Here is a 15023-nt window from a genome sequence, read left to right on the forward strand (position 1 = left end):
GGCGCTGTCGCACGATCGAGGGGCGGCCCCGGTGGGACCGCCCCCGCGCGACCGAAGTCCCGCCACACTCCAGCCGCCCGGCCAAACCCGCGGGTCGGACGGCGAAGCCCTGCTGGAGTACTAGCAACGCGTGCTGAGCGGGCTGTTGGGGCCGCCGAGACTCTGGTCGATGTAGCCGGAGACGCCCGTCGTGGTGTCGGTGATACGCCACCAAGCAGTCTCCAGGGGTCCGGTGGTGAAGCAGTACACCGTGACCTTGTGGCTGACGTACCCGAGGCCGTTGACCTTCGAGTCGAGGTCCGGCCTGCTACGGATGTTGACACCGTCCGTGTAGAAGCGGCCGGACACCGCGTACAGGGCGGGGGTCGCGATCGCAGGGCCGGAAGTCGCGTTCGCGGCGGCGGCGTTCGCGGTCCCCGAGCCGGCTTGTGCCTGCGCGGTGCCGCTGAGGGCGAGGCCCAGAGCGATCGCGGCTCCGAGCACACCACAGGTCCTCTTGAGCATGTGACATCCCTTTCATGTCTGGTCGAGCGGTGCTGGGGGCGGGGCGGGGCGGCAGGCCGGTCCTAGCAAATGACGATGGAGCCCGGCGGTTGCGACACCTTGTCGACCCTCAGGTACGGGCTGTAGATCCATCCGAAGGTGGTCGAGTACCAGAGGTTCCCCGCGGTGTTCGTGTACTTGCAGTAGATCTCCACGGGGCTGCCGAGAGCGCGGTAGCTGTCCACCTTGCATTCGGCCGCCGGGCCGTTGTGGGCCGCTGCCCTGTCCTTGATGACGGTGGCTTCCGCGTGGACGCCCGGGTTGGGCTGCCAGCCACACAGTGCGTTCACCGCCTGGGGCGAACGTGTCGCCGAAGGCGGCTGTGCGGCCTGGGCCGGCACGACGGAAAGGCTCAGGGCCAAGCCGACGGCGGCGGCACCGGCTGCCGCGAATGTCCAGTCGGTTCTCACGGTTCTCCCATCATCCGTTGCGAGGGCGACACCGCAGAGCGTCGCCGCCGGCTGTGTGCGGAGACAAGCGATAGAGGCGTTCGCGTGTGTTCGGAACAGGTCGGCACCGTTCCGAACGCGACTGCGTGGTGCGCCCGGTCGACCGGTTCGGCCATGAAGCGCCGGCCCGTGGCCGCCGGTCGCCGCGCGGCCGGCTCCGTCGGTCCCCACGGCCGGCGCACGCCGCCCCCGCGCGACCCGCGTCCGGGACCCGCCCCCGAAAGCTCCCCGCGCGCAGCGGCGGCGGGCGATCGCGACCAACCCGCGCACCCGCACCCGGCGTCCGGCAGGCGCCACCCGGCGCCGTGGGTCCGCGCGCCCGCCCGGACGGGACCGGGTACGGCAGTCGCGGCGGAGGGATCTGCGGAGAAATCCCGGGTGAATCGTCCCGGTCCGCACGTTTGGCGGGGGATCCTCTCATCCCGCTTTCACCGACGCCTCTTACGGTGGGGGCATGACGCAGGTGACTCCTCCCGGGTGGTATCCCGACCCCGGGCAGACGAACGACGGTCCGCCCACCGAGCGCTGGTGGGACGGCAAGGCCTGGACGGACCAGACCCGTCCCGCCGGTACGGCCGCCCCGTGGGGTCCCCCGGCACAGACGGCGCCGCCGGTCCAGCCGGCCGGCCTCCACCCGACGGCGCCCGCGGGGTACGGCGGCCACCCGGTATACCCGGGGTACCCGGCCGAGCCGCCGGCCCGCCCCCGGCGCCGGCTGCGCAACGGCATAGCCGTCGTGGTGGCGGCCGCCGTGCTGGCGAGCATCGGGGTCGGTGTGTACGCCCTCGCCGACGACGACGGCGGCGGCGACCGCGCGGGGGTCCGGCAGGGGGCCGACGACGGCCGGGGCGGGCCGTTCGGCGGACCCGGCGGCTCGGAGGGGAGCGGAGGTTCCGGCGGCCAGGACGGCGACGGCGGTCAGCGCGGCGACGGTGGCCAGGGCGGCGACGGCGGTCAGGGCGGGTCCGGTGGCGACTCGCCGGGCCCCGGCCGGTCCGGGGCGCCCAAGGTCGAGGGCGGCGGCTCGGTGCCGGACCCGGTCAACGGCATCAGCCTGCCGGTGCCGCAGGGCTGGACCGGGGAGTCCCTCGGCATCGGCGCGCAGGTGACCTCCGGGAACTCCTACAAGTGCCCGGGCGATCCGGCCAAGACGTGCACCGCGGGCGGCGCCTACTCCGCCCCGGCCCTGCAACTGGGCCTCAAGGGCGGCACGGCCGAGGAGGTCGCGAAGGCGGACATCGCGGCCAACGCCAAGGCGTCGTACGGCGGCACGACCTACGGCAGCATCACCTCGCACCAGGAGCTGGCCTCCGAGGCGGTGACGGTGGCCGGGCAGAAGGGCTACCGGGTGCGCTGGAAGACGGTCACCAGCAAGGGCGCCGACGGCTACGTCGAGTCCGTCGCCTTCCCCTCGCCCAACGACCCCCAGCAGATCGTGGTGCTCCGCTTCGGCCTGGACGCCGGGCAGAAGCTGTCCGTCATCGACGAGATCCTGCGAGGGATCGAGGTCTCGTCCGGCGGCGGCAGCGGCCAGGACGTCTGAGACACGGATCGGCCGGGTGGGGTCCCCCTCCGCTCAAGGGGGACCCCACCCGGCCGGGGGTGCGCGCCGCCCCCGTCCCCACGGTGCGGCGCGGGCAGGTCACCGTTCAGTCATCCCGTGAACGGCGGCCTGGGTCTCATCTCGCTCCCAGTGCGGGCAGCACGACGGCCTCCACGAAGCGGACCAGGTAGTCGGCATCGGCGTACTGCCCGTTGAGCACGGGCCGCACACGCAGGACGCCGAACATCATCGCGGGCACGTACTCCAGCGCGGGATGGTCCGCGGGGACCTCGCCCCGGGCCACGCCCCGGGCCAGCATCTCCTCCAGCGCGGCGATCTCCGGGTGGACCAGCGCCTCCCGCAGCGCCAGGGCCAGTTCCTGGTCCGACGTCACCGCGTGGCCCAGCGCCTGGAGCAGCCGGGTGTCCTTGCCGGACCAGTCGCCCGCGGCCCGCGCGGCCTCGCGCAGGTCCCCGGCGAGCGATCCGGTGTCGATGCCCGCGAACCGCACGCGCCGGCTGGCACGCAGCGCGGCCGCCACGAACTGCGGCTTGTTCTTCCACTGCCGGTACAGCGTGGACTTGCTGCACCGGGTGCGGGCGGCGACGCCCTCCATGGTCAGGGAGTCGTAGCCGCACTCGCGGATCTGTTCCAGCACGGCGTCGAAGAACTCCCGCTCACGCTCCGGCGTGATCTTGGAGCGGCGCGAGGCGGCGGCCGTCTCCGGCCCGTCCGCGGCCTGCGACGTCATGTGGTGCTTCCCCTCACTCGTGGTGTCTCCAGTGTGGCGCACATCAATCGATACGCCAGTGTACCGGTACTCGACCGTATCGGTACACTTGCGTATCGGTACGGAAACGTATCGATGGGCTGCACCGCACCCACAGACGCACCACTACACGCACCACACCGCCAGCGAAGGGGCCGGGGGATGACCGCACGAACCGAGCCTGCGGAGGCCGACAGCGCACCGGGCACACCGGCCCGGCCCCCTCTGATACGCGAGTTCCTGCTCGTCGCCGGGCTGTTCCTGGTGTACAAACTCGGCCGCCGACTGGCCTCCGGCCACACCGGGGACGCCTTCCGCAACGCCCGCCGCGTGTGGCACCTGGAGCGGGCCGCGCACCTCCCCCACGAGAACGCCGTGCAGTCCGCGCTGCTGCACGGCGACACCCTCGTCCACCTGGCCAACACCTACTACGCGGCCGTCCACTTCCCGGCCACGGTGGCCTTCCTGGTCTGGCTGTACCTGCGCCGGCCCGCGCACTACCTCTGGGCGCGCCGGGTGCTCGCGGTCCTCACCACGGCCGCCCTGGTGCTCCCCTTCACCTTCCCGCTGGCCCCGCCGCGGATGCTGGCCGGCACGGGCCTGACGGACACGGGCCGGGTCTACGGCCCCTCCGTGTACGGGCCGCCGGCCGGCGACCACCTGTCGAACCAGTTCGCGGCCATGCCGTCGCTGCACTTCGGCTGGGCGCTGATGGTGGCGATCGGCCTGATCGCGGCGACCCGGTCCCGGTGGCGCTGGCTCTGGCTGGCCCACCCGCTGATCACCCTGGTGGTGATCGTGGGCACGGCGAACCACTACTGGCTGGACTCCCTCGTCGCCACCGCCATGCTCGCCGCCGCCCTCGCGCTCGTCCACCGGCCGCGGCACTCGGCCGGCCCGGCGGCGGGCCGCGGCGTCGTGCTCCCGGTCACGCGGGAACCCGTCCTGGCGGGAGCGGGCCGATGAGCGCCGCGGCCCTGGCCGCCCTCGGCCTGTCCCTCGTGTCGGCCGTCGCCTACGCGCTGGCCGCCGTCGCACAGGAGCGCCTCGCCGCGCGCGGCAGCGGCACCGGCCTGCCGGGGCTGCTGGGCACGGGTGCCTGGTGGTCGGCGGTCGGACTGAACGCCGCCGCCGCGCTGCTGCACGTCGTCGCCCTGAAGTACGGCCCGCTGACCGTGGTCCAGCCGCTCGGCGCGCTGACCCTGGTGGCGGCCGTGCCGCTGGGCGCGCGGGCGGCCGGCCGGCGGGTGAGCGCGGCGGAGTGGCGCGGTACGGCGCTCACCCTGCTCGGGCTGGGCGCGCTGCTGGTCTGCGCCTCCGGTCCGGCGCCCGCCCGGGTGCTGTCGCTCACCGAGGCGCTGGCGGTCGCGGGCACGACCGCCGCCGCGATCGGCCTGCTCTCGCGGCCCGGCGCGCGGCCGGGCCTGCGGCACGCCACCGCGTCCGGCTTCGCCTCCGGGGTGGCATCGGCGCTCACCCAGACGGTGACCGTGGCGGCCACGGACCGCTCGGGGCCGGCGCTGAGCGCCGGGGTGGTCGTGGTCGCCGTGCTCGTCGCCGCGTTCGCCGTCGGCGGGCTGCTGCTGTCCCAGACCGCCTACCGGGGCGGTCTCGGCGCCCCGCTGGCCGTGGTGACCCTCGCCAACCCCATGGCCGCCGCGGTGATCGGCCTCACCCTGCTGGGTCAGGGGCTGCGGGGCGGGACCGGCGGCGTGCTGCTGGCGCTGGCCGGTGCGGCGCTCGCCGCGTGGGGCGTGGTGCTGCTCAGCCGGACGGCGCCCGAGGCCGGGCGGGCGGAGCGGCCCAGGGAGCCCGGCGGGCCCGGCGACGACCATCCGGTGGCGGCGGTGCTGGCGCTGGAGCCGGGGACCGCGACGGCCGAGCCCGCGCTGGTGCCGCGGCGGCCCGAGCAGCCGGGGCACCTCACGGCACTGTGAGGACGTACGGCGGCGGCCGGTGCGCGGGACGTCCCGCGTACCGGCCGCCGTCGCCGTTCGGGTCCCGGACGGTGGTGTCCGGGCCCCGGGGTCGGTCAGCCCCAGCCGCGCGCGTCCTGCTTCAGCGCGGTGTCGACCGTCAGCGCCGTCGCCACCACGAGGCTCAGCAGCGGCTCGGGCAACTGGTAGTGGATCTGCAGGACGTAGTTGTCCGCCGTCGTGAACAGCGTCTTGGCCAGGCCCTCCCAGGTCTTGGTGATCCGGGCGACCTCGCTGTCCGCGTGGTCGACGATCGCGAAGTTCCAGGCCCGCCAGTTCTCCGCCTTGATCGCGCCGACCTGCTGGCCGTTGGCCATCATCGCGAAGTTGATCTTGCCGATCATGTTCTTCTGGACGATCTCGCCGACCGGCGAACCGTCCGGGCGGCTCACGATCACCCGGGACTTGAAGATCTTCGCGGGCCGGGTCAGCAGCAGCTGCGGCTGGCCGTAGGCGTCGCGGATCTCCAGCTTGTGGGTCAGGAACTGGTCGATGCTGGAGACGAAGCGCAGGATCTTGCGCAGCACGCCCTGCCCGACCTGGGTGACGGAACCGATCTCCCGGCCGCTCTGATCCATGACCTTGTACTCGTTGGTCAGCTCGATCAGCTTGGCCTTCTGGTTCACGACCAGGACGGGCTCGGTGAAGAGGGTGCCGCCGCCGGGGCCGCCGGCCGCGACGCCGGCCTGCTTCTGCACCTGGCGCTGCACCCTGGCGTCGCCGGCCTGCTGCTGCGGGAAGGCGGCCTGCTGCGGCGGGACCTGCCCGGCGCCCTGCTGCGCCGGGTTGGTGTGCTCGGTCCACTGCGCGCCGTCCCAGTAGCGCAGCGTCTGCTGTGCCCCGTGCGGGTCCGGGTACCAGCCTGCAGGAGTGTTCGATTGCGTGGTCACCGGGGCACACTACCCTGATGTGACCGGTACCTGACCATGCCGCACGGAGCCGTGTTCACCGGCCGTTCACGCCGTGAGGATCGCCGGGTCGCTGACGCCGGGCTGCCCGTTCTCCACGTGCCCGGCGAAGCCGCGCAGGAAGGCCGGGTCGGCGTCGCAGGTCACGGTCAGGTCGTACCAGCGCTTGCTCGCCGTGAGGCCGACGACCTGCCGCACGGTCGCGCCCGGTCGCACGGTCACCGTGAGCGGGCCGCCGCCGTAGCCGTCGGCCACCTTGAGCTGCACCGCGCCGGAGCCCTGGTTGGTGAAGGTCAGCTCGACGTCGTTCCCGGCGTCCCGGACGGTGACCTCGGGACCGGCGACCTTGTTGCGGCCCTTGAAGACGCGCAGGAAGCCGTTGGGGCCGTGCACGGCGAGGTCGTAGTCGCCGCCGGAGTAGACCGAGTTCCAGGTGTCCGCGAGCGTCTTGCCGGCCTGCGTGGTGTAGGTCCACGGCCCGTCGGTACGGCTGTCGGACGTGACGAGGAAGACCGCGCCGGCGTTCGCCCCCGAGGCGAACGTGAGCGTGTACTTCCCGGCCGCGGTGTCCGCCGAGCCGTCCACCGCCGGGGCGTACCGCAGCGGGCGGGTGGGACGGCTGCCCGCCTCCTGCCGGGGCAGGACGCCCTTGGCGGGCGGCTTGGGCACGTAGTCCGGGTGGCGGTTGCGGTCCGCCGGGCGGTAGGCGGCCGTCGAGGGCAGCGTGACCGGCGCGCCGTCGCCGCGGGAGAAGTCGAAGGCGCTCGTCAGGTCACCGCAGACGGCGCGCCGCCACGGGGAGATGTTCGGCTCCTGGACACCGAAACGACGCTCGATGAAACGGATGATCGAGGTGTGGTCGAGGGTCTCGGAGCAGACGTACCCGCCCTTGCTCCACGGGGAGACGACCAGCATCGGCACCCGCTGGCCGAGTCCGTAGGGTCCGGCGGCGTGGCCGATGTCGCCCTTGAACAGGTCCAGGGCGGGATCCACCGTCGACAGGCCCCGGGCGGCGGAGGCCGGCGGGTAGGGCGGGACGACGTGGTCGAAGAAGCCGTCGTTCTCGTCGTAGGTGATGAACAGGGCCGTCCTGGCCCACACGTCGGGGTCGGAGGTGAGCGCGTCCAGCACCTGCGAGACGTACCAGGCGCCGTAGTTGGCGGGCCAGTTGGGGTGCTCGGTGAAGGCCTCGGGGGCGACGATCCAGGAGACCTGGGGCAGTCTGCCGCCCTGCACGTCCGCCTTGAGCCGGTCGAAGTAGCCCTCGCCCTTGGCGGCGTTCGTGCCGGTGCGGGCCTTGTCGTAGAGGGGGCTGCCGGGCGCCGCGTTGCGGTACTGGTTGAAGTAGAGGAGCGAGTTGTCGCCGTAGTTGCCGCGGTAGGCGTCGCTGATCCAGCCCCAGGAGCCGTTCGCGTCCAGCCCGTTGCCGATGTCCTGGTAGATCTTCCAGGACACGCCGGCCTTCTCCAGGCGCTCCGGGTACGTCGTCCAGCCGTAGCCCTTCTCGTCGTTGCCGAGGACCGGGCCGCCGCCCTTGCCGTCGTTGCCGACGTACCCCGTCCACATGTAGTAGCGGTTGGGGTCGGTGGAGCCCATGAAGGAGCAGTGGTAGGCGTCGCAGACGGTGAAGGCGTCCGCGAGGGCGTAGTGGAACGGGATGTCGGCGCGCGTCAGGTACGCCATCGTCGTCGAGCCCTTGGCGGGCACCCACTTGTCGTACTTGCCGTTGTTGAAGGCGGTGTGGGTGTCGCTCCAGCCGTGCGGGAGGTCCTGGATGAAGGCGAGGCCCAGGTCGTCGGCGTCCGGGTGGAAGGGCAGGATGTCCTTCGAGCCGTCCGACTGCTGCCAGACGGACCGGCCGTTCTGCCTGACCGGACGCGGGTCGCCGAACCCGCGGACGCCCCGGAGCGAGCCGAAGTAGTGGTCGAAGGAACGGTTCTCCTGCATCAGCACGACGATGTGCTCGACATCGTCGACCGAACCGGTGCGGAAGTACGCCGGCAGGGCGGCCGCGCGCTGGATGCTGCCGGACAGCGCCGAGAACGCCGTGGTGGCGCCGGCGAGTCGGAGGAAGTGACGCCGGTTGACCTCGGGCATGGTTGGGGGTCCTCTCAGCCTGACGTACGCGATGCCGCCCGATGACGGAATCCGCGCGGAGCGAGTGTTCCAAGAGCAGCGAACGTCAGGGAAGGGTGCGGTGTCGCCCGTGTGAAACCCGGCGGTCCGTGCGGTGCGCGGTGTTCGGTGCGGGGCGTCGGTACGGGCTTCTCCCGTCTCCTGATCCCGCGTCGGCTCGCCGACCCCGCACCGACCGGGCCCGGTCCGGGGGTTGCGCGGGGCGAGGTCCGGTGCCGGCGCCTCCCTGCCGAGTGTGCCCGGCGCGGGCCGGAAGATGACGACGGAGGCGCCGCGACGCCCGCCCGGCCGGGTGACGGCGGGGCGGTCGCCGAGGCGGGGGTGCCCCGCGTGCCGGCGGTCGGCCCGGCCGTCCCGGGCGGGCGGCGCCCCGCCGCCGTCGGGTGCGGGCGGCCCGGCGCCGTCGGCGACCTGAACGCCGACGGTGCCGGGTCAGCTCTCCGCGGCCGGAACGACCGTGAGGTGCGAGGCAGCGCCCCGCGAGCGGCGCGGCCGGCGGACCGCCGCGGCGGGCCTGCGGTGGTCGCGCAGGACCATGGTCAGGTGCCGGTAGCCCAGCTCCCGCAGCGGCTGCGGACCGTCCTCGACGATCCGGCACTCGGTGCGGCCGCGGCGCGGGTCCGGGTGGTGCAGCACCCGCACGGCGCCGTCGAGGCGGGTCGCGGCCTCGCCGACGGCGCGGATCCAGTGCGGCAGGCCCTGCCGGTAGGCCGCCTCCATGATGGGGTCCTGGCCGACGTCCCGGCGGACCGCCTGGAGCGCGTGGTCGTGCCCGAAGGACTCCAGGGCGGACCGGAGCTGGGCCAGCATGGGCAGGCACCAGCCGGCCTCGTGCTCGCCGAGGACCTCACCGGCGTCGGGGTGGAACAGCACGAAACGCAGGAAGTTCTCCCCCGGCATCGCCGTCGGGTGGGGGCGCATCCCGCCGAAGAGCGTCTCGAACGCGCGGTTCGCCATGACCACGTTCCACTGGCGGTCGACGACCAGGGACGGGCAGGACAGGTACTCCAGCAGCGTCCCGTAGTCCTGGAGGTACGCCTGGGTCTCGCAAGTGTCGGGGACGGGCCGCGGTGCCGGCCGCTGCCCTCCTGCCTGATGTGCCATCGGGAGGTCACCCCTCTTGCCTCTGCGGCCTTTCACGCGGCGATGCGATCCTGGTGCCCAGGCCTGAGTCGTGTCAACTATCGTGGCATTTCATGCCGGTTGACGGCTGAAATTCGCCACAGTTGTGGCGACGTCTGGCTGTGGGTTCGAGACACCGGCTACTCTCCGGGAAGTTCACGGCGATCGCTCGTGAGAAGCACGGACGCACTGAAGCCCTCTCAAGACGTAGGAGTTCTGTCGGTGACGGATGGCTACGAGGATCCGGGCGCCTCGGCGACCGCCCAGCTGCCGGCCGTCGTCGCCCGCGTCACCGCGCTCGCCGACCGCCTCGGCGTCCCGCACCCCGAGGTCTTCGACGTCGGGCGGCTCTCCACCGCCTGCGGTGTGCCCGAGCCGGTGGTCAGGGCCCTGCTCAGCGGTCGGCCCGCGGGCGAACCGGACGTCCAGGCCCGCTTCCTGCAGCGTCTGGACCTGCTGCGGCGCACCCGGCTGAAGCCGGGCGGACGCCGCTACACCCAGCAGGAGATCGCCGACGGCGCGGGCATGTCCCGGCAGCAGGCCGGTGCCCTCATCAACGGCGACCGGCGGCCCACCATGGAGCACTGCGACGCGCTCCAGCGCTTCTTCCGGGTGCACGCCGGCTTCCTCACCGCGGAGGACCCCGAGGCGCTGGCGGGCGCGTTGCAGCGCACCGAGCAGGAGCTGTTGCAGAAGCTCGCGGACCGGGAGCGGGCCGCCGTCGAGGCCGCGGAGGACCCGCTGGAGCGGCTGCTCCAGGACCACGGGGTGCGCGGGATAGCCTGGCGGGCCGCGCAGTTGCCCACCGACCAGCACCGGGACAAGGTCGCGGAGTGGCTCGACATGCTCCTGGAGAGCGTCAAACGCCCCGAGGCGTGAGCCGGGCGGCAACCGGGACGACTCCGGGGCACTCAGGGGACGCGGATCGGCCGGAGGGGCGGAGCGGCCCCGTTCGGGCCCCCGTCGCGGGATGGGCTATGGCTTGATCTGACCGGCCGGCACGTCGTGCCGGTGGCGCGACGCAGCGCATGCGGACGCGTGTTGGGGCCTCCTGGTCACAAGCCGGCCGTGGTTCGGTGGGCCGGGGGCCGCTCCGTCCGGTCCGGGCAGCCGTCCCGGCCAAACGCCCGGTGACGTGGGGGCGCGGTGCCGCGGGGGCGGTACGCGACCGGTTCGCCGGGGAAGGGGACGCCGGGGCCCCCGGGTCGCCGCCGGCTCGCGAAGAGCGGGCCGGCCCACCCCCGCCCCGACCGGCCCCTCGTACCCGCCGGACCCGGGCCGACCAGCGGGTTCGTGGGGGCCGGCGTCTCGGCCAAGCGGGCGAACCGGACCCGAGCCGGACGGCGTTGTCAGTGGTGGGCGGCAAGCTGGGGGTGTGCGCCGTACGACGCGGTGCGCGGCGCCGCAGGGCGCGTGACCGTGACGCCTACCCGGGGAGAGCCGACCGATGCCCACCGCCGTACTGACCGACCGTGAGCGCACCGCCGTACAGGCGTACCTGAGGCTGCTCCACACGGTGCGCGCCGCCCTCGACGGGCCCTCGGACGGCGGCCGGCCGGCCGTGGTCCCGCCCGCCGTGCTCGTCGAGGCGGAACGCGCGCTGGACCGGGCCGGACTCGCGGGCAACGAGGAGGCGTTCTTCCGGCTGCTGCGCGGCTGGTACCCGCCCGCTTGAGTGCCCGGCCGGACCGTCCCGCGAGGTGGCCCGGCGGGGACGGCCGGTGAGCCGCACGCACGGGGGCCGGCCGGGCGCGGCCCCCGTCGCCGGTCCCTGCCGCCGGCCGCCGTCAGGGGCGCGGTGCGGTGGGGGCGTGCGGTACGACGACGGACGTGGCCACCACCCCGTCGCGCACGGCCCAGCGCCCCTCGAAGACCTGGAGGCGGTGGCCGCCGACCAGCGGGCCGGGGACGAGGAGTTCGGCCCGCAGGGTGCCGCGGAAGGCACCGTCGCTCGCCGGCAGCAGGGTGATGTCGGCCTCGGAGAAGTCCAGCCACTTGCGGGTCAGCGGGAACCACGCCTTGTAGACGGACTCCTTGGCGCTGAACAGGAGCCGGTCCCAGTGCACGGCGGGCCAGCGCTCGGCCATCCGGTCGAGCCGGGCGGTCTCGGCGGGCAGGAAGACGGACGAGCCGACGCCTTCCGGGAGCGGCCCGTGCGGTTCGGCGTCTATGCCGAGGGACGCGAGGTCGGCTGCGCGGACCAGCGCGGCGGCGCAGTAGCCGTCGCAGTGGGTCATGCTGCCGACCAGCCCGTCCGGCCAGCGCGGGGCGCCCCGCTCACCGCTGAGCACGGCCTGCGGGGACACGCCCAGCTTCTCCATGGCGCTGCGGGCGCAGCCGCGGACGGCGGCGAACTCGCGGCGCCGTTTGGCGACGGCGCGCTCGACGAGCGGCGCCTCCTCCGGAAAGAGCGGGGCGTCCCACAGCGGGTCGTCAGCGTGCGCCTCCACGGCCACGACCGACTCCGGGAGCAGCTCCTCGATCACCTGCTTCGACCTCCATCGGCAGGATGCGGCGCAGCCTGCCCGGGGAATCCGGGCGCTTGCGCCATTCGCGGGGGTATCCCACGGAGACCTCCATGAAGCGGACTCCGTCGTGCCAGGTGGTGCGGGGGATGTGCAGATGGCCGTAGACCATGGTCGCGACCCGGAACCGGCGGTGCCAGTCGGCGGTCAGCTCCGTGCCGCACCACATGGCGAACTCGGGGTGCCACAGGACGTCGGTGGGGTGCCGGTCCAGCGGGTAGTGGCCGGCCAGCACGGTCGGCAGGTCCTCGGGCAGCTCGGCGAGCCTGCGCTCGGTCTCCGCGACCCGGGCCCGGCACCATGCCTCACGGGTCGGGTAGGGGTCGTGGTGGAGCAGGAACTCGTCGTTGCAGACGACTCCCGTGCCGTGCGCGTAGGCCAGGCCCTCCGCCTTGGTGGTGCAGCCGGCCGGCAGGAACGAGTAGTCGTACAGCAGGAACAGGGGGGCGACGACGGCCGGGCCGCCCGCCCCTCGCCACACCGGGTAGGGGTCCTCGGGGGTGAGGACGCCCAGCTCCCGGCACATCTCGACCAGGTACTCGTAGCGGGCGACCCCGCGCAGGGTGACCGGGTCGCTCGGATGGGTCCACAGCTCGTGGTTCCCGGGTGCCCACAGCACCTTGCTGAACCGGCTCGCGAGCGTGCCGAGGGCCCAGCGGATGTCGGCGACGGTCTCCGCGACGTCACCGGCCACGATCAGCCAGTCGTCGTCGCTCTCCGGACGCATGCCCTCGACGAGGGCGCGGTTCTCCGGGTAGCTGATGTGCAGGTCGCTGATGGCCAGCAGCTGTCCGGCCCCGGCCGTCGACTCCACGCCGCGCACCCCTTCCGATCACCCGATGCCACCACAAGAACACATCCACCCGGCCGGGGACAAGAGTCACTTGGCCGAGTGTCAGCTTCCGGCACGGACCGGGGCTCCGCACGCGGGGGCGGCCCCGGGGAGGGCGGCGGGCCCTGGCCTGGGAGGGAGGGAGGAGGGGACGAGGGACGCCCGGTCGGGACCCCGGCCGACGGGGAGATCGCGGTTCAGGGAGCCCGGTCGGGCTCGTGGCCGGGAGGAGGGCGGAGGGCGCTCGGTACGGCTCGTGTCGTTCCGGGCCGCCGACCGCTTGCACCGGCGAACGCGCTGTCTGGGAGGGCCCGGCGGTCACGGGCGGGCGTGGGCGGTCCCGGGCAGCCCGGACGGTACCGATCCGGGGCCCTGCGACGCAGGCACGGGAGGACCGGGGTCCGGCGGCCGAGGGCGCTCACCGGGGGTGCGGTGTGGGCGACGCCGGGGGCCAGGCGGGGACGGGGCGTGACCGTGCCGGGGGCAGGCGGGCCGAGCTGCGCGTGAGCGGGCGGCCCGTCATCCGAACGGCGGCGGGAGCGGGTGGGCTGCGGTGTTCCCGGTGGTGCGGGTGTGGTGCGGGCCGGGGTGCCGTACGGGCCCCCGCGGATCAGCGCCGTCAGCGGCTACGCGCGGCACGGGCGGGCGGGGTCGTCGTACGCGGGGGCGGGTGCCCGCCGACGCCCCCGCCGCGCCCACCGGTCTCTGCGCCCACCACGCGCGCCGGATTGTCGGTGCGGGCCCGCGGCGCGCCGCGTTCCCCGTCGTCCCGGTTACGGCGTGCAAAGGGGCCGCCGGCGTGGCCGGGTCCGGCCCGCCCCGTGCCCGGCTCGCCCGGCACCCCGCGGCGGGGCACCGCGGCCCCGGCGCCCACGGCCGGGCGGTGGCCGGGGATCCGTGCCGCACGCGGTGCGCGAGGGGGTTCCGATGGCCGTATGATCGCCCCGACACCGGCGCCCCGACTCCCTTTCGTACAGGGCCGTTTGGTGAACCTTCCTCCCTCCTGCCCGGGCACGGGCCGCTCCGCCCTGCCCGCACACCCCGAAGGCGGCCCGCATGCTCTCTCGCGTACGCGTCTGGCTCAACCGCACGTACGCGGAGAACGTCTTCTTCATGGATCAGCTGCGCAGGAACCCCGCCGACCGGGCGGTCGAGATCCACGCCACGCACGGCGATCCCGACTCCCCCGTGCTGGCCGCCGCCGACACCGCCGAGCTGGAGCCGGAGGGGCTGTCCCCGGCCGCGTACGTCGAGTACGCCCTCGACCAGTGCGCCCGGCGCGGCATCGACGTGTTCGTGCCCCGGCTGCACCAGGGTGCGATCGTGGCGCAGCGGGCCGAGTTCGCGGCCGCCGGCACCGCGCTGCTGGCGCCGACTCCCGAGGCGGTCGCGGTGTTCGAGGACAAGGCGACGGCGTACGAGGCGGTGCGTTCGGTCGGTGTCGCGGTGCCGCCGTGGCGGCGGGCGCGGACGGCGGACGAGTTCGTCGCCGCGGTGGAGGAACTGGAGGCGGCCGGGCACCGGGCCTGCTTCAAGCCGGCCTCCGGCGCGGGCGGGGCGGGTTTCCGGGTCGTCACCCGCACCCCGCTCTCGCTGACGCACCTGACCGGCTTCCCGGGCCCGCACGTCCAGCTCGACCTGGTCGCCGAGGCGCTGCGGCGCGCCGGGGAGCCCGTGGACTGGCTGGTGATGCCGCGCCTGGAGCAGCCCGAGGTGTCCGTGGACTGCCTGACCGGTCCGGACAACCGGGTACGGCTCGCGGTGGGCCGCACCAAGAACGGCCGCCGCCGGGGCTTCACCCTGGACGAACGGTGGCTGGCGCCGGCCCGGCTGATCGCGGAGGGCTTCGGCCTGCTCCACCTGTCCAACATCCAGTTCCGGATGTTCGGCGACCGCCCGGTGCTGCTGGACGTCAACACACGGCCCGCGGGCGGCCTGCACCAGCTCTCGCTCTGCGGGGTGAACGCCCCCTGGGCGGCGGTGCGGCTGGCGCTGGGCGAGGATCCGGGGATGATCGAGCCGCCGTTCCTGGGCCAGGACTACACGGTGGTCTCGGGGCCGCGCCCGCTCGTGCCCGCGGTGCTCCCCCGGCAGCGGACGGGACCGGCCGGGGTGCCGCGCCCCTCCGTGCCCGCGCAGCCGCTCCCCCTGGCGGCCCACCCCGGGATCACGGCCGGCTCCACCGGCTGACCGGCTCCCGGCCGCGTTCCAGGACCGCTC

14 protein-coding genes are annotated in these 15023 nt (G+C 74.2%); 6 read left to right on the forward strand and 8 right to left on the reverse strand.

Annotated features, from left to right (window positions below; translation table 11 throughout):
* Positions 1-120: 120 nt before the first annotated feature.
* Positions 121-504: an SH3 domain-containing protein gene (locus ACZ4K2_RS02585; protein ID WP_467472115.1), complete on the reverse strand. Its 384-nt coding sequence runs from the start codon at positions 502-504 to the stop codon at positions 121-123.
* A 62-nt stretch (positions 505-566) separates the two neighbouring features.
* Positions 567-953 carry a hypothetical protein gene (locus ACZ4K2_RS02590; RefSeq protein WP_467472113.1) on the reverse strand — a complete coding sequence of 129 codons (387 nt, stop codon included), beginning with the start codon at positions 951-953 and terminating at the stop codon, positions 567-569.
* Positions 954-1446: 493 nt separating this feature from the next.
* Here ACZ4K2_RS02590 and ACZ4K2_RS02595 point away from each other — a divergent pair, with 493 nt between their 5' ends.
* A complete protein-coding gene (locus ACZ4K2_RS02595; RefSeq protein ID WP_467472111.1) occupies positions 1447-2535 on the forward strand; it encodes a DUF2510 domain-containing protein in 1089 nt (362 codons plus the stop codon).
* A 136-nt stretch (positions 2536-2671) separates the two neighbouring features.
* Here ACZ4K2_RS02595 and ACZ4K2_RS02600 read toward each other — a convergent pair whose 3' ends face one another.
* Positions 2672-3286, reverse strand: coding sequence for a TetR/AcrR family transcriptional regulator (locus ACZ4K2_RS02600; RefSeq protein WP_467472109.1), 615 nt, complete (start codon positions 3284-3286; stop codon positions 2672-2674).
* 180 nt (positions 3287-3466) lie between these two features.
* Between ACZ4K2_RS02600 and ACZ4K2_RS02605 the strand changes: the two genes are divergently transcribed.
* Together ACZ4K2_RS02605 and ACZ4K2_RS02610 are read left to right on the forward strand one after the other, a co-directional pair.
* On the forward strand, positions 3467-4270 hold the full coding sequence (locus ACZ4K2_RS02605) for a phosphatase PAP2 family protein (RefSeq protein ID WP_467472107.1): 804 nt from the start codon (positions 3467-3469) through the stop codon (positions 4268-4270).
* Positions 4267-5241 carry a hypothetical protein gene (locus tag ACZ4K2_RS02610; RefSeq protein ID WP_467472104.1) on the forward strand — a complete coding sequence of 325 codons (975 nt, stop codon included), beginning with the start codon at positions 4267-4269 and terminating at the stop codon, positions 5239-5241. Before ACZ4K2_RS02605 ends, ACZ4K2_RS02610 begins: the two co-directional genes overlap by 4 nt.
* Positions 5242-5336: 95 nt before the next feature.
* Here ACZ4K2_RS02610 and ACZ4K2_RS02615 read toward each other — a convergent pair whose 3' ends face one another.
* From ACZ4K2_RS02615 to ACZ4K2_RS02625, 3 genes are all read right to left on the reverse strand, one after another.
* Positions 5337-6170: an LURP-one-related family protein gene (locus ACZ4K2_RS02615; protein WP_467472102.1), complete on the reverse strand. Its 834-nt coding sequence runs from the start codon at positions 6168-6170 to the stop codon at positions 5337-5339.
* A gap of 66 nt (positions 6171-6236) precedes the next feature.
* The gene (locus tag ACZ4K2_RS02620) at positions 6237-8285 is read right to left on the reverse strand and encodes a phosphocholine-specific phospholipase C (RefSeq protein WP_467472100.1); all 2049 of its coding nucleotides are present in this window, start codon (positions 8283-8285) and stop codon (positions 6237-6239) included.
* A gap of 471 nt (positions 8286-8756) precedes the next feature.
* On the reverse strand, positions 8757-9428 hold the full coding sequence (locus ACZ4K2_RS02625; RefSeq protein WP_467472097.1) for an MmyB family transcriptional regulator: 672 nt from the start codon (positions 9426-9428) through the stop codon (positions 8757-8759).
* A 240-nt stretch (positions 9429-9668) separates the two neighbouring features.
* On the opposite strand from ACZ4K2_RS02625, the gene ACZ4K2_RS02630 reads away from it, so the two are divergent.
* Positions 9669-10325 (forward strand): helix-turn-helix domain-containing protein, encoded by a 657-nt coding sequence (locus tag ACZ4K2_RS02630; RefSeq protein WP_467472094.1) that lies wholly within the window; start codon positions 9669-9671, stop codon positions 10323-10325.
* A 568-nt stretch (positions 10326-10893) separates the two neighbouring features.
* On the forward strand, positions 10894-11121 hold the full coding sequence (locus tag ACZ4K2_RS02635) for a hypothetical protein (RefSeq protein WP_467472093.1): 228 nt from the start codon (positions 10894-10896) through the stop codon (positions 11119-11121).
* 112 nt (positions 11122-11233) lie between these two features.
* Here the strand turns inward: ACZ4K2_RS02635 and ACZ4K2_RS02640 are convergent, their stop codons facing one another.
* Positions 11234-11932: a 4'-phosphopantetheinyl transferase family protein gene (locus tag ACZ4K2_RS02640; protein WP_467472091.1), complete on the reverse strand. Its 699-nt coding sequence runs from the start codon at positions 11930-11932 to the stop codon at positions 11234-11236.
* Entirely contained in the window at positions 11880-12785 is a 906-nt protein-coding gene (locus tag ACZ4K2_RS02645; protein ID WP_467472089.1) for a metallophosphoesterase family protein, read from the reverse strand. Before ACZ4K2_RS02645 ends, ACZ4K2_RS02640 begins: the two co-directional genes overlap by 53 nt.
* 1074 nt (positions 12786-13859) lie before the next feature.
* On the opposite strand from ACZ4K2_RS02645, the gene ACZ4K2_RS02650 reads away from it, so the two are divergent.
* A complete protein-coding gene (locus ACZ4K2_RS02650; protein ID WP_467472087.1) occupies positions 13860-14993 on the forward strand; it encodes an ATP-grasp domain-containing protein in 1134 nt (377 codons plus the stop codon).
* Positions 14994-15023: the final 30 nt, after the last annotated feature.

It is taken from the genome of Streptomyces sp. NPDC025833 (assembly GCF_055558055.1).